Annotated in this window: 14 protein-coding genes and 1 tRNA gene; 6 read left to right on the top strand and 9 right to left on the bottom strand. The window is 70.5% G+C overall.

Annotated elements, in window-relative coordinates; translation table 11 throughout:
* Positions 1–88: 88 nt before the first annotated feature.
* The 4 genes from ABTZ91_RS11855 to ABTZ91_RS11840 form a co-directional block, all read right to left on the bottom strand.
* Positions 89–1,177, bottom strand: coding sequence for a PP2C family protein-serine/threonine phosphatase (locus ABTZ91_RS11855; protein WP_407077936.1), 1,089 nt, complete (start codon positions 1,175–1,177; stop codon positions 89–91).
* Between the two features lie 705 nt (positions 1,178–1,882).
* Complete coding sequence (locus tag ABTZ91_RS11850; RefSeq protein ID WP_352076978.1) at positions 1,883–2,623, bottom strand: MerR family transcriptional regulator; 741 nt, start codon at positions 2,621–2,623, stop codon at positions 1,883–1,885.
* A gap of 163 nt (positions 2,624–2,786) precedes the next feature.
* Positions 2,787–2,860: transfer RNA gene (locus tag ABTZ91_RS11845), tRNA-Met, on the bottom strand.
* A gap of 61 nt (positions 2,861–2,921) precedes the next feature.
* The gene (locus ABTZ91_RS11840) at positions 2,922–3,416 is read right to left on the bottom strand and encodes a rhodanese-like domain-containing protein (protein ID WP_352076977.1); all 495 of its coding nucleotides are present in this window, start codon (positions 3,414–3,416) and stop codon (positions 2,922–2,924) included.
* A 212-nt stretch (positions 3,417–3,628) separates the two neighbouring features.
* Here ABTZ91_RS11840 and sigJ point away from each other — a divergent pair, with 212 nt between their 5' ends.
* Positions 3,629–4,585, top strand: a complete 957-nt coding sequence (gene sigJ / locus ABTZ91_RS11835) for an RNA polymerase sigma factor SigJ (RefSeq protein ID WP_352076976.1) — start codon at positions 3,629–3,631, stop codon at positions 4,583–4,585.
* A gap of 198 nt (positions 4,586–4,783) precedes the next feature.
* Here the strand turns inward: sigJ and ABTZ91_RS11830 are convergent, their stop codons facing one another.
* Complete coding sequence (locus ABTZ91_RS11830) at positions 4,784–6,301, bottom strand: HAMP domain-containing sensor histidine kinase (protein WP_352076975.1); 1,518 nt, start codon at positions 6,299–6,301, stop codon at positions 4,784–4,786.
* A gap of 109 nt (positions 6,302–6,410) precedes the next feature.
* Positions 6,411–7,091: a response regulator transcription factor gene (locus ABTZ91_RS11825; RefSeq protein WP_352076974.1), complete on the bottom strand. Its 681-nt coding sequence runs from the start codon at positions 7,089–7,091 to the stop codon at positions 6,411–6,413.
* Positions 7,092–7,185: 94 nt separating this feature from the next.
* Here ABTZ91_RS11825 and ABTZ91_RS11820 point away from each other — a divergent pair, with 94 nt between their 5' ends.
* Positions 7,186–8,721 carry a DUF2079 domain-containing protein gene (locus ABTZ91_RS11820; protein ID WP_352076973.1) on the top strand — a complete coding sequence of 512 codons (1,536 nt, stop codon included), beginning with the start codon at positions 7,186–7,188 and terminating at the stop codon, positions 8,719–8,721.
* On the opposite strand, the gene ABTZ91_RS11815 is transcribed toward ABTZ91_RS11820, so the two are convergent.
* Positions 8,640–9,707: an amidinotransferase gene (locus ABTZ91_RS11815; protein WP_352076972.1), complete on the bottom strand. Its 1,068-nt coding sequence runs from the start codon at positions 9,705–9,707 to the stop codon at positions 8,640–8,642. The genes ABTZ91_RS11820 and ABTZ91_RS11815 overlap by 82 nt on opposite strands.
* Before the next feature lie 760 nt (positions 9,708–10,467).
* Between ABTZ91_RS11815 and ABTZ91_RS11810 the strand changes: the two genes are divergently transcribed.
* From ABTZ91_RS11810 to ABTZ91_RS11800, 3 genes are all read left to right on the top strand, one after another.
* On the top strand, positions 10,468–10,764 hold the full coding sequence (locus ABTZ91_RS11810; protein WP_352076971.1) for a hypothetical protein: 297 nt from the start codon (positions 10,468–10,470) through the stop codon (positions 10,762–10,764).
* 581 nt (positions 10,765–11,345) lie between these two features.
* Positions 11,346–16,577: a sacsin N-terminal ATP-binding-like domain-containing protein gene (locus ABTZ91_RS11805; RefSeq protein WP_352076970.1), complete on the top strand. Its 5,232-nt coding sequence runs from the start codon at positions 11,346–11,348 to the stop codon at positions 16,575–16,577.
* Positions 16,578–16,773: 196 nt separating this feature from the next.
* The gene (locus ABTZ91_RS11800) at positions 16,774–17,685 is read left to right on the top strand and encodes a hypothetical protein (RefSeq protein ID WP_352076969.1); all 912 of its coding nucleotides are present in this window, start codon (positions 16,774–16,776) and stop codon (positions 17,683–17,685) included.
* 379 nt (positions 17,686–18,064) lie between these two features.
* On the opposite strand, the gene ABTZ91_RS11795 is transcribed toward ABTZ91_RS11800, so the two are convergent.
* Both ABTZ91_RS11795 and ABTZ91_RS11790 read right to left on the bottom strand, forming a co-directional pair.
* A complete protein-coding gene (locus tag ABTZ91_RS11795; RefSeq protein ID WP_352076968.1) occupies positions 18,065–18,496 on the bottom strand; it encodes a hypothetical protein in 432 nt (143 codons plus the stop codon).
* 10 nt (positions 18,497–18,506) lie between these two features.
* The gene (locus ABTZ91_RS11790; RefSeq protein WP_352076967.1) at positions 18,507–18,857 is read right to left on the bottom strand and encodes a hypothetical protein; all 351 of its coding nucleotides are present in this window, start codon (positions 18,855–18,857) and stop codon (positions 18,507–18,509) included.
* A gap of 224 nt (positions 18,858–19,081) precedes the next feature.
* Here ABTZ91_RS11790 and ABTZ91_RS11785 point away from each other — a divergent pair, with 224 nt between their 5' ends.
* Positions 19,082–19,744 (top strand): HAD family phosphatase, encoded by a 663-nt coding sequence (locus ABTZ91_RS11785; RefSeq protein WP_352076966.1) that lies wholly within the window; start codon positions 19,082–19,084, stop codon positions 19,742–19,744.
* Positions 19,745–19,755: the final 11 nt, after the last annotated feature.

Raw genomic sequence — 19,755 nt, 5'->3', positions numbered from 1 at the left:
CCAAACGGCAGATCTGACGTTACGTCAATTGTTATCGGAGCGACACCTCCTCACTACGCCCCGTCACGCGAGCCCGTCCCCGTATCCGTCACGGCGTCGGTCCGCCTTCCGGTGGCACCACCGGCATCGTCCGCCGCCGCTCCGGCTGCCCCGCCGCCGGGCGGCTCACCGCGAGCAGCGCCATGTCGTCCGTCGTGCCCCCGCCCGTGTGCCGCCGCACATCCGCCACCAGCGCGTCGAGCAGTTCCTCCGGCCCCGGGAAGATCCGCCCGGCGAGGCGCTCCCGGGGGTCGTAGAACACCCCGGCCACGTCCCGCGCCTCCGAGAGGCCGTCCGTGTAGAAGAGCAGCGTCGCTCCCGGCGGATACGGCGTCTCGTCGGCCCGGTCCGGCCACACCGCCAGGTCGCCCATGCCCAGCGGCAGCGCGGCCTCGCTCGGCCGCAGCACCTCCACACCCCCGTCCTGAAGCAGCAGCAACGGCTCGGGGTGCCCGCGGTTGACCACCCGCACCACCCGGTCGCCGCCCGGGATCTCCGCGAGCACCGCCGTCGTGAACCCCTCGAACGCGTCAAGGCCGTCGCGCCGGGTGCCCTCCCGGGCCAGCGCCCGCTCCAGGCGCGCCGCCACGCCCTCGAGCGTCGCCTCCTGCTCGGCCGCCTCACGGAAGGCGCCGATCACCACGGCCACCGCCTCCACCGCGTCCAGCCCCTTCCCCCGCACGTCGCCGACCACCAGCCGCACCCCGTGCGGGGTCTCCTGCACCGCGAACAGATCACCGCCGATGAACGCGTCCGCCTGCGCCGCCTCGTACCGCGCGGCGATCTGCAGCCCGCCGATCCGCTCCGCGGGCGCGGGCAGCACCGCCTTCTGCGCCGTCTCGGCGATCACCCGCGCCGAGGCGAGCCGCTCGCCGCTGCGCCGCACCACCCGGCCGATCAGCACCGCGAGCCCCGAGACCGTGGCGACCGTCAGGGTCTCCGTCAGGGACGGGATCCCCATCAGCGTCCCGTTGTAGACGTGCAGGCCGAGGCTGGCGAGGACGGCGGCGATGCCCGTGAGCAGCGTCGTCAGGGTGGAGAAGAACGGCGCCGCGATCAGCGGCGCCGCCGAGAACATCGGCGCCGCCGTGTACTGGGGCGGGGTCGACGCGTCGAAGACGACCCCACCGACGATCACCAGCGGAGGCAGCGCGCGCAGGAAGCGCCGGGCACCCCGGTACGGGCCGGCCGAAGGACCGGCGGACGCGGCCCGCACCGCACCGGACGACGATCCGCCGGACGCACCGGAGGACCGGCCGGAAGACCCGCCGAGCCCGGCGTCGGCGCGCGCACCCCGGCGGCCCGCACCGGACGACGAGCCCGCAGACGAGCCGGCAGAGCCCACCGAGCCCGCCGACGAGCCGGCCGCCGATTCTGCGGGCGCACCGGAGGACCGGCCACCACGGCCCCCGCCGGACGACGGACCGGCGGACGGACCGGCGGACGGATCGGGGCGGTCGGCACCGGAACGGCCCCGCCCGCGCCGCATCCCCGCTCGCGCCACCTGTGTTCTCCCACCTGGACCTGCCCGGACCCGCTGCCCGGCCGCGGACGGACCCGCGCCCTCCCCAGGGTGCCGTCAGGCCGAGCGGCTCGGCGACTCCTCCTCGGCCGGTTGGCGTACCGGCGACGGCGCGGCCCGCCACCCGCCGTGAGCCGGCAGGACCCCGCGGGCTCCACCGCCGCCCCGCCCCGGCACGGCCACCGTGCCGCCGCCGCCCCGCACGGGTCACGGTGCCGCCCCGCCCCGGCACGGCACCGTGCCGCCCCGCCCCGCACGGGCCACGGTGCCGCCCCACCCCGCACGGTCCAGCTCCGCGCCGACCGGGCGGTGCGGCGACCGTTACAGGTTGCGCTCGGCGTAGACGGCCATCGCGTCCCGGACGAGCACGGCGGTGCCCTCCCCGTGCCGGTCGTAGTTCTCGGTGAAGCGCGGGTCGTCGACGTACATCTGCCCGAGCCCGACGAAGTACTCCTTCGTCGGCGTCGTCGTGGTCGACAGCCAGGCGTGGTGCCGCCGGGTGATCGCCTGCACCTCGTCGCTGTCGGGCGCGAGGCCCTTCGCGGCGGCCGCCGCGAAGTCGCGGGCGATGCCGGCCTGCTCGTCCATGAACGCCTTCTTCTCGGCGTCGCTGAGCGAGCGCCACCAGCGGTCGCCCTGCTCGTAGGCCTCGCGGCCCCAGCGCTCGGTGACCTCGGCCTCGTACCGCGTGTGGTCGAAGCCGTCGAACATCTCCTCGGCCATCAGTTCTTCTCCTCTCTCGGTCTTGTGGAGAGTGGTGCGTACGGCCTCGATCTGCCGCCCGATGCGCTCGCGCTCCTGTTCGAGGAGGGCCAGATGCGTGCGCAGGGCGGCCGAGGTGTCCCGCTGGCCTTCGAGGACCTCGGCGATGGCGGGCAGGGAGAGCCCGAGCTCGCGCAGCAGCAGGATCCGCTGCAGCCGCACGAGTGCCGCCTGGTCGTAGTACCGGTAACCGTTCGCGCCGATCCGGCTCGGCTCCAGCAGCCCCAGCTCGCCGTAGTGGCGGAGGGTGCGGCTGGTGGTGCCGGCCTTTCTGGCGATCTCCTGGATCGACCACTCCATGCCGAGAACGCTAGAACTTGACGTTACGTAAAGGTCAAGCCGCAGAAGTCGGGGCGTCAAGGTCATCGGGACACCGGGACACCGGGACATTGGGACATCGGGCCGGGGCCGGACATGACGAAGGCCCGGATCGTGAGAACGATCCGGGCCTTCGGCTACTGAGTAGCGGGGACAGGATTTGAACCTGCGACCTCTGGGTTATGAGCCCAGCGAGCTACCGAGCTGCTCCACCCCGCGTCGGTGAATATGACCTTACGGCATGGCCGGCCGAAACCCTAATCCGTTTCCCGGTGGCAGCTCAGCAGCCGCAGTCGTCCGCGTCGACCGGTGCCGTCAGCGGGTCCGCGGCCTTCTGCTCGGCCCCTTCCCAGGTCTCGTACGGGAAGCCTTCCCGGACCCAGTACTCGAAGCCGCCCAGCATCTCCTTCACCTGGAAGCCCAGCTCGGCGAGGGCGAGCGCGGCGCGCGTGGCACCGTTGCAGCCGGGGCCCCAGCAGTACGTGACGACCGGCACGTTCTTGTCGAGGAGCTGCTCGGCCTGCTCGGGGATGAGCGCGGTCGGCAGGTGCACGGCGCCCGGCACGTGGCCCTGGTCCCAGGACGCGGTGGAGCGGGAGTCGATCACCACGAAGCCGGGGTCGCCGCCCGTGGCGCGGGCGTCGGCGAGCGCCGAGGCCACGTCGGACACGTCGGCGTGGAAGGCGAGGCTGGCGGAGAAGTAGGCCGCGGCGGCGGCCGGGGAGGCCGGGGGCGTACGGAGAACGGGGTTGACCTGGTTCGTCTGCGTCGTCATGGTGATCAATCTAGGGAAGACGATCACCGCGCTGAAGTGGTGATCCACGGTGGTCGGGGGGTTCGGCCGGGGATTCCCGCGCGTTCGCCACGGCCGGGCGCGGATCTCACGTACCGGAACGGAAGGGGCGGGGAAATCCCTCCCCGTCACCTTCCACGGCGCCCCGTCCGTCATCTCGGTGTGACGGCACGCGAAGGGAAGAGGCGGCAACGATGGAGAACGACTTCACGGACCTCACGGGCCTCACCGACCTCACGGGGGACGGGGGCGGGGACCGCGCCCGGGACGGCGCCGGGCACCTGACGCCGGAGCTCCTGGCGGAACGTTTCCAGGCCGACCGCGGCCATCTGCGGGCGGTCGCCTACCGGATGCTCGGCTCGGTCGGGGAGGCCGAGGACGCCGTCCAGGAGGCCTGGTTCAGGCTGAACCGCTCCGACGTCAGCGAGGTGCGGAACCTCAGCGGCTGGCTGACCACCGTCGTGGGCCGGGTCTGCCTCGACATGCTCCGCTCCCGCGCCTCGCGCCGCGAGGACCCGCTCGACTTCTACGTGCCCGACCCGGTCGTACGGGAGGAGGGCGTCGCCGACCCCGAGAAGGAGGCGCTGCTCGCGGACTCGGTCGGCCTCGCGCTGCTCGTCGTCCTGGAGACGCTCGCCCCGGCGGAGCGGCTCGCCTTCGTGCTGCACGACATGTTCTCCGTCTCCTTCGACGAGATCGCGCCCCTCGTCGACCGCACCCCGGCCGCCACCCGCCAACTCGCCAGCCGCGCCCGCCGCCGCGTGCAGGACGCCGCCCCGACGCCCGACCCGGACGTCACCCGGCAGCGCAAGGTCGTCGACGCCTTCCTGGCCGCCTCCCAGGGCGGAGACTTCGAGGGCCTGCTCACCGTCCTCGCCCCCGACGTCGTCCTGCGCGTCGACGGCGGCACCCTCACCGCGGCCGCCTCCAAGCTGGTCCGCGGCGCCGAGGCCGTCACCGCCCAGGCCCTCACCTTCGCCAAGTACCGCCACGCCGCCCGCCGCGTCACGGTCAACGGCGCGGCCGGCCTGGTCTCCCTCGCGAACGGCGCCCCGGTCGGCCTCATGGCCTTCACGATCGTCGACGACCGCATCGTCGAGATCGACATCGTCGCGGACCCGGAGCGCCTGGCGGAGCTGGGCGTGCGCTGAGGAACCGGAGGCGGGCGGTCGGCACACCGGCCACGGCCGGACCACCGCCCGCCACGGGACCACCACCCGCCGCCGGACCGCCGCCGTCCGGACCGCCGCCGTCCGGACCGCCGCCGCCGGACCACCGCCCGCCACGAGACCATCGCGGACCGCCCGGCCACCGCCGTCCGGATCACCGCCCGCCGCCAGGCAGGCGGCCTAGGCACCACCCTCCGGGCCGCCGCCGGCCGACAGACAGGCGGCCTGCGCACCACCCGCCGGACGGCCTCCGGCCGGGAGGTGCGCGACCAGCCGTGCGCCGCCTCTGTCGCCGTCGCCGTCCGCCACCGCGAGGGTGCCACCGTGCCGGACGGCGATCTCCCGGGCGATCGCGAGCCCGAGACCCGCGCCGCCGTCCGAGCGGGCACGGGCGGCGTCGAGCCGGGTGAAGCGCTCGAACACCCGCTCACGGTCGGCGACCGGGATGCCCGGCCCGTCGTCCTCCACGCTCAGCTCCCACCGGGCGCCGCCGACCTCCGCGCAGCGCACGGTCACCCGGCTCCGGGCATGCCGACAGGCGTTGTCCAGGAGGTTGCGGAGCAGCCTCTCCAGCTGCGCCGGGTTCCCGTTCACGTACGCGTGCGCCGGCGCCCCGCCGTCCAGGTCCAGGCCCCGGGCGACCGGCAGGTGCCGGTGCTCGCGCAGCAGGTCCTCGATCAGCGGACCCAGACCGACCTCCTCCTCGGCGGCGTCCGCGCGGGGCGCGCCGTCCATCCGGGCGAGCAGCAGCAGGTCGTTCGCCAGTGCCTGGAGCCGTACGACGTCCTGGACGGCCTCGCCGACGACCTCGGGCCACTCGACGCCCTCCGGGTGCCGCAGCGCCGATTCCAGTTGGGCGCGCAGTCCGGCGAGCGGGCTGCGCAGTTCGTGGGCGGCGTCGGCGACGAACTGCCGCTGGCGGACGGATGCCTGCTCCAGGCGGTCGAGGGTGCGGTTCGTGGTCCGCGCCAGGTCGGCGATGACGTCGTCGGTGGCGGGCACCGGGACCCGCTGGTCCAGCGAGCGGCCGCTGATGTGCTCCAGGCGGCGGCGGATGGCTTCCACGGGACGCAGGGACTGGACAGCGGTGAGATGGGTGAGCAGACCCGTGAGCAGGGCGACGGCGGGTACGCCGGTCGAGACGGCGACCCAGTGGATCGTGTCCCCGTGAGCGTACGTCTGCTGTGTCTCGCGCAGCAGCTTCACCGCCCCGGTCAGCGCCACACCGCACGTCGCTCCCGCGATGAGGACCAGCCGGTTGCGGAAGGGCATGCCCCGGGCCCCGCCGCCGAGGGCGGTCCAGGCCACGACACCGGTGACCAGGCCGGTCGTCGGCGCCACGAAGGGCAGCGCCCAGGCGGTGGCGGCGGCGGCCACGTCGTCGGGCCGGGTGGTGCCGTACTCGGCGATCCACTGCACCTGCGTGAAGGAGAGCGCGGCGGCCACCGCGCCGACGGCCACCGTCGTGCGCAGCCGTACGGTGAGCCGGTGCCCCCGGCTCGCGAGCCAGCAGGCGGCGGCCACGGCGAGGGCGCCGATCGGGATGCCGGGGCGGCGCAGCAGCGCGATCTGCGGGCCGATCCGGTCGGTCGCGAGCCGCTCCGGAAGCGTGGCGGCCAGCGGACCGGCCTGCCGGTCGGCCCACTGCAACCACACCACGACGGCGACCACGACCAGGCTCGCCGTCAGCGCGCTCACCCAGGCGGCCCGCGGCGGACGGCCCGCCGCCCTGAGCAGCGCTCGGACCACACCGCCCCCGAAAAGCGGCAGGACCACCCCGGTCCCAGGAAGTCGAGGACTGCCGGTCCTAGGAAGGCGAGGACTCACGGATGCGGTACCCCCCTCCGCGGACGGTCTCGATCGTCTCCGTCCCGAACGGGCCGTCGATCTTGCGCCGTACCGCGCTGATGTAGACCTGCACGATGTTCGGATCACCGGTGAAGTCCGCCGACCACACCTCGTCCAGCAGGTCCTGCTTGGACACGACCTCGTCGCCGCGCCGCAGCAGGCTCTCCAGGACCCCGAACTCCTTCGGCGTGAGGGCGATGACCGTCTCCCCGCGCCCACAGGCCCGCCGCGCCGGGTCCAGCCACAGGTCGCCCGCCTCCAGGACCGCCGGCGTCCGGGCTCCCCCGCGCCGCAGCAGCGCCCGGAGCCGGGCCTCCAGGACCACGTACGAGAAGGGCTTCGCCAGGTAGTCGTCGGCGCCGGTGTCCAGGCCCTCCGCCTCGTCGTACTCGCCGGACTTCGCGGTCAGCATCAGCACCGGCACGTCGTTGCCCTCGGCCCGCAGCCGCGCGCACACCTGGTAGCCGTTCAGGCCCGGCAGCATGATGTCCAGGAGGACAGCGCCGTACGGGTGTTCGCGGGCCAGGTGGAGGCCGGTCACCCCGTCGTGGGCGACGTCGACCGCGTACCCGACCGCCGACAGGCCCCGCACCAGGGAGGCGGCGAGCCGCTCCTCGTCCTCGATCACCAGTAAGCGCACCGGACGAGTATGGACGGGGACCGCCGCCGGGAGCTGAGGAAATCCTCAGCGTCCTTCAGCCCGCCCTCAGGGGCCGCCGCCCAGCATCCGGCACGTGACCCTGACGATCCCGCCCCGCCCCGCCGCGCCCCCGGCGACCTCCGGCCCGACAGCCCACGTCGCGGCCTCCGGCCCGGCCGCCCCCGCCGCCGGGCCGCGGACCGGCCACGCCCGCCGCGGGCCCGCCCTGCTCGCCCTCGCGGTCCTCCTCGCCCACGCGGTCTACGCGCTGCGGGAGCACGCCCGGTTCGGGACCACCGGTTACGACCTCGGCATCTTCACCCAGGCGGTACGCGGCTGGGCCGAGGACCAGCGGCCCGCCTCCGCGATCCGCGCCGCGACCGCTCCGCCCGGCTTCACGGGCGAGGAATATCCCCTGCTCGGCGACCACTTCCACCCCGTCCTCGCCGTGCTCGCCCCCGTCTGGCGCCTCGCCCCCTACGCCGAGACCCTCCTGGTCGCCCAGGCCGTCCTGGTGGCCGCCTCCGCGTATGTCGTCGCCCGTGCGGCGCAGCGGCACCTGCCGACGGCGTGGGCGTGGCCGGCCCTGGGGCTCGCGTACGGCTTCTCGTGGGGGCTCCAGCAGCTCACGGGCTTCGACTTCCACGAGGTCGCCTTCGCCCTGCCGTTCCTGGCGCTCGCCGGCCGCGCCTATCTCGACGGCCGGTGGCCGGCGGCCGCCTGGTGGGCGTCCGGGCTCCTGCTGGTCAAGGAGGACCTGGGCGTCACGGCCGCCGTCCTCGGGTTCCTGCTGCTGCGCCGCCACCGGCGGGCCGGGCTCGCCCTCGGCATCGGCGCCCTCGCCGCCACCGCACTCGTCGTGCTCGTCCTCATCCCGGCCGTGGCCCCCGAAGGCCGGTACGGCTACCTCGCCCAGGCCCCGACGCCCACGTACGGACTCCTCGACGGATGGCCGCGGAAGACGCTCACCCTGACGGCACTCCTCGCCGTCACCGGTGGCCTGCTCCCGCGCAGCCCGCTCGCCCTGCTGCTGGTGCCGACGCTCGCCTGGCGGCTGTTCTCGCCCAACCCGTCCTACTGGGGCACCGATCTGCACTACTCGGCCGTCCTGATGCCGATCGCCTTCCTGGCCCTCGTCGACGCCCTGCGGCACTCCACCCGCCGCTCCTCACCGGCTCTCCTCGCCTCCCTGCTGGCCGCGGCGCTGCTGTTCCCCTTCCAGCCGCTGCGCGACCTGGTCACGCCCGGCTTCTGGCAGGACGACCCACGCCGGTCGGCCGCCCGCGCCGCCCTGGCCCTGGTCCCGGCGAACGCCCAGGTGGCCGCGAGCAACCACCTGGCGCCGCACCTCGCGGACCGCGCCACCGTCCGGCTCGCCACCCCGGACGTGTTCGTCCGGCACCCGGAGGTCACCTGGATCGTGGCCGCCGTCGACGATCCCTTCCCGGCGGGAGCGGCCCGCGCGACCGTACGGGACGCGCGGGCGCGCGGCTGGCGGACCGTCTGGTTCCGGGACGGCGTGGTGGTGCTGCTGCGGCCCGTGGGGGGTCAGGGAGCGGAGGAGTCCAGCGTGCCGCGGCGGCGGATGTCGAGGGTGGCGCAGTGGAAGGAACCGCCGAAGGGGGCGTAGTGGAGCAGGTCGCACGGGATGGGCTCGAAGCCCCACTTCTCCAACGCGCGGAGCATGCCGGTGTGGTGGCGGTCGGCGATCACCCGTACGCCGTCCAGTACCAGGACGTTCATGCTGAGCCACTTGCCGCAGATCGAGGTGAACTTGAGCAGCCGGTCGTCGATCGGGTCCGGTTCCGGGGCGACCAGGATCTCCCAGGAGTCCAGGACCGGGGGCAGCCGGTCGATGTCGACGTACTCCGGGTTGACCAGGGCCCTTCCGGGGGCGAGGGGCAGGAAGGTCGTGTCGATGTGCATGGGGGTGTGGCAGCGGCTCTCGATCTCGTGGATGCGATAGCCGGGGCCGAGGTGCCGGCGCAGCCACTCGATGCCCATGCGGTTGGTGACGTTGCTCGGCGTCACGAACAGGTCGCGCCCGGCGCGGACGAAGTCCGCCGCGTCGAACACCGGCTCGAACTCGGTCAGGATGCGGCGGACGGGCTCGCCGTCCCGCGCGGGCCGGAAGTCCGGCTCGTACAGCGCTTCCGTCAACTGCGGCTTGGGCGCGGACGTCCAGCGCGCGCCGCGCCGGAAGTAGTCCTTCAGGAGCGTGCGGTACGAGTGGGTCTCGAAGTACCGGCACGGCCAGGCCATCGGGGTCTCGATGATCTCGTCGCCGATCACGAGCATGCTGTCGCGCGGGCAGGCGTTGGCGAAACCGCGCGTGGACCAGTCGGGGGTGCCGAAGGGCCGTTTGTGGTCGACCGGGTCGGGGCGGCGGACGGTGACGCCGAGGGACTCCAGCAGGGCCACGAAGCCGTCGAGCTCCTGCTGGGCCGGTTCGACCAGCCGGCGCGGGTAGCGGAAGGGCGTGGCCAGACCGTGCAACCGCGCCGCCCACGGCGGCATGGTGACGGTGACGGCCGGGTGACCGGGCGGGATCGCCGCGCCGTCGAGACGGCCGACGATGACCTCCTCCAGCGGATCCCATTCGTTGTGGGAGTTCACCGGGGAGACGAGTGGTTCGGGGGCGGCCGGGGCGGGCGGTGGGGCGTGCCGCTCCTCGGTACGCCGTTCTCGGATGCTCGGGACGCCGTCTGCGCGGCGGAATGACAAAGCCATATCCATGCCTCCGCACCGGCGGATGTCCCTCTTCGCTCCTCGCCAAACCTCGCGGCGATCGCTTCCCCGGGTGAAGCCCCTCCCCCAGAAGGCTGACGCGCCGACCGTCCGGCCCTGGCGCACGCCTCCCGGCGGCGGTCCGCGCGGTCGTGACCAAGCACCTGGCCCACAACCTCGCGCGCTCGCCCTCACACGGTCACCGCCCGCACGGCCCACCAGAAGGCCACCGCGACCCCGCCGCGCGGATGTCCCCGGCCCCCGGCGCCGAGAACCAGGCTCCCGCCGCGAGCAGGTCGCCTGCCGCAAGCCGAGCAGGCCCGGTCGTTCCCGTCGCCCGCCGACGGGCGCGGCCCGCCGCCGAGCGGGCGAAGCCAACAGCAGAGCTCATCCCTCGGGTTGTCTGTTTTCCCTCCCCCGCCTGTCCCCGGGCGTCATGCTCAGGGTCATGGGACGAAACAGCCAGCGCCGCCGGAGCGCACGCGCCACTCGGGCAGCGCACAACCGGAGGCCCGACCTTTCCGAGATCTCCCGGGTCCGAACCCAGAAGCGCCTGCGAGCGGACATCGCAACCTGGATGGAGAACCCTTCGAAGGGACCCGGGGGATCTTTCCTCGAAGGTGAGCATCCTTCCGACCCCACCATGGTCATGGCGATCCTCATGGCCTGGCTCGTCGGGGCGAGGGAGCAGATCACCGAGGATCAGGCGCGGGACACCGTCCTCTGGGTGTCGGACAACCTGGGGATCCAGCACGACGACCTTCTGCAGGTGTCGGGCTTCATCGGCCACCCGGACGCCCCCGACCTGACCCTGAACCAGGCAGTGGAGCACTACGGAGACCCGATGGCCTTCGTCCTCTCCATGGTGCTGCTGTCCGGCGGCCTGGTCGCCGCAGTCGGCGACGGAGACCCGAACTGGCTCAAGCAGTTCGACCTGACGTCCTGAACGTATTCGGCCCGTGCCTCGAAGTACCGGCCCGTCCGCTCTCGCATCGCTCACGCACGGGCCCCGAACGACGGAGCGCCCCGACCAGCCGAAGCCGGTCGGGGCGCTCCGCAGCAGGTCAGAGGGTTTCCCCTCGCCTGCTCTCGGTAGGCCGTGTGGGACTCGAACCCACAACCAATGGATTAAAAGTCCTGGCTGGGGCGGGGTGGGTGATGCCGGACGGTGTCGCACCGTCCGGCATCGCCTGGCCAGAGTGGTCGAACGGTGTCACGTCATCCAGCCCGATCCTGCCTGTGCCGGAACGTCCGCTCACGCATCGCTCACGCATCTAAGGCAGGAACCCCGGATGGGCGGGTTCCCTTGCGGGTCCCACTCGGTAGTCAGCTGTTGGCGCTACGCACCGAGCGCTCCCGACCCGCAGGCCAGAATGCGGAATCCTCGGATGATGTGATCGCCGATCCGGTTTGATGGCGCCATAGGGCTCACCGCCCGGCAGGCGCCGCGCGACGAGTGTGCGAGGGACGAGGGGAACGGCCATCACTTCGACGTACGACACCGTCGGCGGCGCATTCCGGGACACCGTGATCGCCCTGACCCGACGGCGGATCGAGATCTACCAGCACGCTGGTGAGGAATGGCGATTCGCGGAGAGCCTGAAGTCCGTCAGCGAGGACACCGCCCAGGAGTACGAGGGCCGCACCGTACTCGAACTCGTCCAGAACGGGCACGACGCACTCGGCGGCGACCGCCCGGGACGCATCTCCGTCCTCGCGGTCCCCGAGGAGGGCGGCGGTGTCCTCTACGTCGCCAACGAGGGCGCGGCCTTCAACGAGAAGAACTTCCGCGCCATCACCGAGGTGGCTTTGTCGAGCAAGGCGGCGGGTGAGGGCATCGGCAACAAGGGGCTCGGTTTCCGCAGCGTGCTGCAGCTGACCGACTGGCCGGAGATCTACTCCAAGACCTCGGCCAGCTCCCCGGTGTTCGACGGCTACTGCTTCCGGTTCGCGCGACCCGACGACGTACACGCTCTCGTGGAGGATCCCGATCTGGCGGCCCGCGTGGTCGAGGATGTCTCCCCCCTCGCGCTGCCCGTGCCGGCCGCAGCCACGGACCCCGTACTCAAGGAACTGGCCGAGGACGGATTCTCCACCGTCGTACGGCTCCCGCTGCGGGACCAGCACGCCTGGGGACTCGCCGTGGCGCAGATGAGCGAGATGGCGAACGGCGACGCGCCGCTTCTGCTCTTCCTCGATCGGGTGGCCGCACTCCTCATGGAGGTACGCGGCGAATCCCCTGACGCGTTCACGCGGGTCCTGTCCCGTACCGAGCATGCATCGGGCCTCGTCCGCGACCGCGAGAACGACTGGGTGACGGAAGTCGATCTCGCTGACGCCGGCCGCTATCTGCTGGCGCGCCGCACCGTGGAGGCCGGCTCCCTGAGTGAGGCGATCCGACACAGCGTACGAGCCCGGGAGATCGACGCGGCCTGGGAGAACTGGACCACCGAGGCATGGGTGGCAGTGGCCCTGAGGCTGGACACCCCGCTCGCGCACGGTCGCATGTACACGTTCCTCCCCATGGCCGCCGCTGCCCGGTCTCCCTTCCCCGGGCATGTCCACGCCCCTTTCTTCACGAAACTGGCGCGGCTCGACATCAGCGAGTCGGTGGCCCTCAATGACCACCTCCTCGACCACGTCGCCCACCTGGCGGTGGATCTGAGTCGGCGAATCCGCTCCGAATCACCGCACCTCGTGGCCGCCGATCTCGTTGTCGACCTCGTCAGCTGGGATGTACCGAAGCGGTTGAACGCCGCTCTCGACGGAAAACTCGGCACCGAACCGATCGTCCCGCTACACGGCACGGAGACCTGGGGCTCGCTGCGGGACTCCTACGCGTGGCCTGAAGGAAAACGCTCCTGGCGGGTACTGACCACCGACGCCCTCGCCGGTGCGGGAGCTCCGCTGCTCGCCTCATCCGTCGGTTCCGTCCGCCACGCGCGACTCGACAAGCTGTGCAGAGCCGTCCTTCCCACCTCGCTCCGCGCACCGGCCCAACTGTCGGCCGAATGGGTCGAACGCGTGGCCGCAACGCTGCCCCGCGAGGACGAGACAGCGGCAGGACCCCTGTGGGGTGCCTTCTACGGTGATGTCGCGCATGCGTTCGCGAGGGACCAGGAAGCGCTGCGCGGCCGCCGCATCATCCTCGACCAGAGCCTGCGGCTGAGGAACACCCTCGGCGGCGCGGCCGAGTCGCAGCAGAACGACGAAACCGTCTTCTTCCACCCCGACGCCGACTCCGTCGCCCAGGTCCCCGGTGACCTGAAGGCGCTGCGCCGCCGCATCGCCTTCACCCATCCGGTGATCGTCTGGGACCCCCAGGGGCGCGACTTTCTTCAGCGTCACCGGCTCGTGCGCCCGTACGAGCTCGACCGGGTCTTCGACGCGCTGGAGGACCTGCTCGCCGGCCGCCCCACCGAGGCACTCGGCCGCGACGCCCTCGTCTTCGCCTTCCGGCAGTACCCGACGCTCACCCAGGCCCAGCGAGGCCGCCTGCCCCGCATTCCCTTCCGCGTCCCGCTGGCAACCGACGGCTGGGGCAGGGCGGCACGATGTTCCTTCTCACCCGCCTGGGGCACCGAGGGGGCACGGAGGCTGGACCGGTTCCTCGGCGAAGCTGGGGCCGGGGTGCCCGCCGCGATCGCCGCGCAGCGTGACAGCTGGATTAGCGGACCGGACGACTGGCCCATACCCGTCCGCGACAGGTCCGCCTACGTCGAGTTCCTCTCGGCACTGGGAGTGTGCGACGGCATGCGCCCGACCCTCGTCGGCGGCCGGCTGAAACCCAGCCACGGCAACGATCTGCGGCCGGCCGGCCTCGCCGTACGCTTCGGACTCGGGGACCCGCTCGCCGCTGTCTGGACCGCGGACGTCCAGAAACGGTGGACCAGGTTCGCCCACCCGTGGACACCGTACGAGTTCACGCGGGCACCGGCCCACCTCGCGGGAGGGGGCGACGTCGCGGCACTGCCCAGAACGGCTCGGCGTGAGTTCGCCGAACTGCTCCTCCACGGGCTCCGCACCTGGGGCAGCGAGGTGTTCACCTTCACCGTGCACAGGCCCACGTACCCCTTCAAGGACGAACACGTCTGGCCGACACCGCTCGCCTCCTTCCTCCGGGGCCTGGCATGGCTCCCCGTGGAGGAAGCGGACGGCCCCTCCTTCGTCACGCCCGGCCAGGCTTGGTTCAGCACCGACGGCGAACTCCCCGCCTTCGTCCCGGCCCTGCCCTTGACGACCCGGCGGCTGCTCGCCGACAAGACCGTCGCCGACCGCCTCCTCCAACTGGGTCTGCGCAGATGGGACGACCCGCAGCACGCCGGGGCGGTCGTGCTGCAGCTCGGGGACACGCTGGACAATGGGGAGGTCCCCGAGTACCTCAGCGTCTCCTTCAAACGGCACTACGAACGGGCTTGGTCGCAGATCGCGCAGACGGGAGTCTGGCCCTGGGCCCCCGGCGAGGAGATCCGGCTGGCCGTCAGCCGCGCCAACATGCTCGGCGCCCTGACGGTGCCCGCCTCCGCCGGGGGAGTCACCGTCTACGTGCGCGACCAGGAGGACCCTCTCAAGGAAGCGCTCATTGAGCTGGCGGGTCACCCCGTACTGGTCGCCCCGTCCGAGTCCGGGGAGGCCATCGTCCGACTGGCCGAGGCGAACGGGATCCAGGTGGAACGCACGTCCGCCACCCATGTCCAGGTCCGGCACAGGGACGGCTCCCCGATCACCCCGGACGGAGCGGCCACCGCACTCGTCGAGCGCGGGGAATGGCTGGTCACCGTCGTCGCCCTCGCCATGGAGCTGAAGTCCGGGGCGTTCGTCCGGCGTAGCGAGCGCGGCGTCCGTGCCGCGCTCGAACGGCTCCGCACCATCCGTGTCGTGCACGCCGCCGACGTGGAGATCGCCATCGCGGGCGCACCGACCGAACCTCCGTCGACGACCCGGGCGCTGCCACTGCCCGACGACAACCACCCCACCGTGGTGGTCTGGAGGAGCGAAGAAGGCTGGGACGAACTCCAGGCGGCGACGCCGGCCGTCGCACAGCTCCTGAGCCGTCCATGGCTGCAAGACGCGCTCGAACTCGTCCTGGTGAAGCTGGAGCGGCTCTTCGGTGGCCACATGCCCAGCCACATCGACGACGGTTCCCTCGCCCAGGCCCTGGATACGACCGAGGCGAAGGTCACCGAGATCAGGCGCCACCTCACCGGCGACGTACAGGACGCCGTACGGCTGATCCGTCCCGTCCTGGCCTGCGTCACCACCGCCGACTGGGACGAGGAGTCGGAGAACCTCCTGGCCCGTGCGGGAAACGAGTCCGAACTCCAGGCGGTCATAGACCGGTACGCACCCGACCTGCCCGTCTCGTCGGAGGACCTGGTGGCCCTCGCCCGTTCCTCCACGACGCCCGCCGAGCTGCGTGACGAGCTGCGACTCGACTTCATGGAGTTCAACGCGGCACTCGCCACGCTCGGCCCCGGGTACTCGCCGTACTCCTACCCCGACGTTCACGAGCAGGTCTTCGGCGACTTCGTGCGTGCTCACGCCGACGCGATCCTCGACCGACTCCGCGAGCGCTACGCGGCCGTTGCCGACGAGGGCGGCGACTTCACCCCGTATGCGGCGGCCCGCGGTCTGCACGACCTACGGCCTGACCCGGACTGGCTGCCTCGCTTCATGACTCCGCCCCCGGAGGCGATGCGCGTCAGGGTGGGAATGTGGCTGCGCGAGCACGGCGCCGACGACGACCTCGACCGGCCGGGAACCCTTCCGCCCGTTGACCTGCTGCGTGAACGCAACGCTTCTGCGATCGACACGCTGGTGAAGGTTCTGCTTCCCCTGGTGGAGGCTTGGTGCCGCAAGCAGGGCGTCGAACCTCCGAGCGGCTGGCACGGCGCTGTCCTTCTGGAGTCCAAGAGCTGCGTCGACAGGTCCGGGCTGAGCGATCTGGTGGCGTTGAGCGAGAGCCAGCTGATCGATGCAGTGGAGCGCGCGGTGAGGTGGCCCGACGGCATGCCGCGGACTGCGGATCTCGTCCAACTGGGCCTGACTTCGAACGACCTGGCGCGGACGGCGAAGCGCCTCTCCCATGGTTCCGGCGGCACCAGCGGCATCGTGCCGCGCACCATCACCATCGGGGACGCCGAAGTCAGCGTGGGACGCGACCAGCTCTCCGCCATTGCGGACATCGCGGCGCGTACGGTTGGCGAATCCTTCCTCGCTCAGAGCGGCAGGGTGCGCCTTGACGCCGTCCAAGGCGTACCCCGGCCACGTCCGGGAACGAGCTCCCCCAAGCAACGCATCGTCGTGGCGAAGATGAATCAGACCAACGAGGATCAGCGATCGGCCATCGGCCTGGTCGGAGAAGTGGCGGCTCGCGCATGGCTCCAGCGTCGGTACGCGGACGTGCACTGGAGGTCGGGATATGCCGCTGTCGTCAACGGAGACCGCGACGCATCCGACTCGCTGGGGTACGACTTCGAGGTGAAGTGGCGCGACACTACCCGGTTCTTCGAGGTGAAGGCGCTGAGCGAACCGAGCGCCGACCGAGTCGAGTTCGAGCTCGGACCGTCCGAGGTGGACGCTGCCCGCCTCCACGCACGCGGCAGCCGCTACCGCATACTGCTGATCACTTCCGCGCTCGCCCCCGAGGACCGCAGAGTGTTCGAGCTTCCGAACCCCTTCTCTGCGCAGGGCCGGGACAGGTTCAAGATCGTGAGCCGAGGATTGCGCTACCAGTGCTCACCTCTCGGGAAGAGGTAGGCACACTGCCGAGAGACAGCTCTTGTACCAACGCCTGGGGAGGTGCCTCGGATGCGGAGTACAGCGGCCGTCTCGAAGGCCGCTTGGACCTATTAGTAGCCGCCTCTCCCTCCAGCGGAGACCCAAACTGGTTGTTCAGGGGCGCCGAACATGCGATCCTGCAGGGCTCTACACAAGCGATGTCGGTGAGGTATGGATGTTCAATTGGCACCTCGGCTACGCAACAAGAGATCCCCAAGGCAAGATCAAGGAATTGAGCCTAGGCGGAGAAGCCGTATCTCCCGACTTGGCCGACTCTCACCAAGAACACCTGAATATTCTTACAGAGGCCCTAGAAAACCCTCCATACGCCCAGCTCTCAGCTCAACACGGCAAGCTATTTGAAGCACTCAATGAGCTGCATAGCGGAAACTTCCCATCCCTCTCATACAAGGAAAAGCTGGACCCTCTACCCCTTCTGCTCGACTCATTCCTTTCAGCCTTCCGCGCCTTCGATGACCGAACACGCAAGTGGCTCTCAGGGCGATACGAGCCGAACATTCTAAACGCCTTCAGAGCCAGCCTCTCCCATGAGTACGACACTGTTTTCGCCTACCGCTTCATGTACAAGCTGCGCAATTATAGTCAGCATTGCGGATTGCCACCCATTTCAGGGCATTCCCGCAGGTGGCTCGACCATGACGGGGCACAACGGAGGGAAGTGACCGTAACTTTTGACTCAACCGAGCTCTTGAGGCGTTTCGACAAATGGGGCCAGCCCGTGAAAAGCGAGCTCCAAGATATCGCCGGGGAGTTTTCCGTTGCCGAAATGGCCGCCCAATTGATGGCATCTTGCACGATTGCGCAAGCGAAGCTACTGCTGTCAATATCTCGCCACTTGCAGGAATCAGCAGATTTCCTGATCTCCTGCGACCGAAGCCCTTCAGGGCCGCAGACCGTCCCTGTCCTTATTCGAGTAGACCCCAACTCTTGGCGTGACCCCGAAGGACTTAGGGATCTTCAGCTTCGCTACATCCGCCCAGAGTTGGCGCATTTTCTAGAATCATCATTGCGACAATCAGAGACGATTCTGGCCGAGTTCGAAAATTCCCACACCACAAAGAAGTGACCCCATCAGGACAGATCCCCTGCGCGTGGAGCACAGGGCCCCAAAAGGCTCTTGAAGGCATCAGAATACGGGCGTTATTGCGAGCACGGCCATCATCTCCAATGCCGTAGGCCGGCACCTATTTCATGATCGTTAATGAGCACCTTCTGGAGGATCACAATCCGGTCCAGCCATTGGAAAGCAGCAGTGGATGGTAGGGGCCCCGACGCGCCAAGACCGCGAACTTATGTTCCTGTCAGGCTGCGTTCAGGGGCAGCGCCAACCGCTGTGTAGCCACAGGGCCAGATACTGGTGCCGGCATACCAGAAGGTGGTAGCGAAGGTGTAGACCTCGACGGTGGGGATCGCCGGACCGGGCGATGACCAGCTCAATCGGCGGTCTACTGACCCATCATGAATGTGACCGCGGCAAGGATGGCGCCCCCCAGGGCCATCGCACACAGTCGCAGCTTCCACGTGACGGGGTGGGTGACCACCCTCTGCGCCACGGCCCAATGCCGGTAGAGCAAGTAGCCCGCTACGTCGAGGAGGACAGCAGCCCCACCCGCCAGCCAGATGTACAGCACGAGGGCATGGCCGAGATCCGCGAACCGTGAGAAGAACTCCTCACTGAGAACCTCCTGCGTCCACCGTGCCACCGCTGGGCAGAATGCCCAAGCGACCATGATCGCCGCCCAAGCCTGTGAGGTTATTGACGGCTCAGGGTGCGTCGGAACAGAGGTGCCACCGAGCACGTTCTGAGTCCCGCCGATCACGGTGGGCCCGACGAAGACGTTGTGGTGGACCTCCGAGGCGTCAGAGTCCTGGCCCATGCTCCACCGCTTACATGTTGACGATCTGGGTGCCGCCCAGCTGGGTCGGTCCATGAAACTGGTTGCCGTGGATGTTCATTCCGATGCATGGCTGCGGGACTCCCAAGGCGTCTTGCAGCTGTCGGAGAAGGTCCTCGTCGGATGCAGCAAGTCGCCGGACATGCTCGTGCACGGCGCTGCGCAATGTCGTTGGGTCCTCTCCGCGAAGACGATCAAGATCTTCGATTCGCGCACCCTCGTCGCTTCGTGAACGGCTCAAGATCGCGCTCAGCCGCGGACGAGCGGCTGCATATGCATCAGTGACGAGCAGTGCGGTAAGCGCCGTGGCGACGCTCTCAGTCAAGAAGCCGATATCTGTCACGCATCCTCCTACCTCTTCGCACATTCCAGGCTACGGAGAGCAACGCCTGCTGTCTGGGAGATCGCCAAACAGCACCACTTCCATCCATCTATCCGCGGGCGAGAGCATGGGCCCACGCCCTGCGAACGCGTTCGACCAGTGGCAGCGGCAGGCTCTGCGCGCAGCCGCACCGCCGGGCGGTACCTTCGCTCGGGAGACAAACTGCGGAAGGGACCAAACGCCGAATGTCGCACAATACGGTCACCGCCGACAGGCATGAGCAGCGTGGCCTGATCCTCGACTTCGCCGGGGTACTCACCGCCAGCCCTATCGAGGTCCACCGTGCCTGGTGCATGTCCGAGGGGCTGGCGCCGGGTGCGTGGCGGGCCACCCTCAACGATCACCCCCAAGGCCGACGCCTGTACGCGGCCCTGGAGATCGGGGAGATCGGGCAAGCCGAGTGGAACGAAGGTACGGCGGCCCTGCTGGGCCCTCAGGTGGATCCGGTGAACCTGATGGGCCGGGCCTGGGCCGGGGTGCCTGCGGCCCGCCGGATGATCGGGCTCGCGCGGGCCGCGCGGGACGCCGGGCACCGGCTGGCCCTACTGTCCAACAGCTTCGGCCTCGACCCGTTCAACCCGTACGAGCACGTCGGCATCTGGGACCTGTTCGACGTGCACGTCGTCTCCGAGCTCGTCGGGATGGCCAAGCCCGATCCGGCGATCTACGAACTCGCTTTGGAGCGCATTGGGTTGCCTGCCGAGCAGTGCGTTTTCGTCGACGATCACGCGGTGAACCTTCCGCCGGCAGCTGATCTCGGTATCGCTACCGTCCACGTCACGGACGAAGACGAGGCCGTGGCCGAACTGGAGGCCCTTCTTGGCGTGACAGCCGTACTCGCCAGCTGAGGCCAACTGCA

It is taken from the genome of Streptomyces sp. NPDC126499 (genome assembly GCF_040302485.1).
Lineage (GTDB): Bacteria > Actinomycetota > Actinomycetes > Streptomycetales > Streptomycetaceae > Streptomyces.
This window is presented reverse-complemented; position numbering and strand designations above follow the sequence as displayed.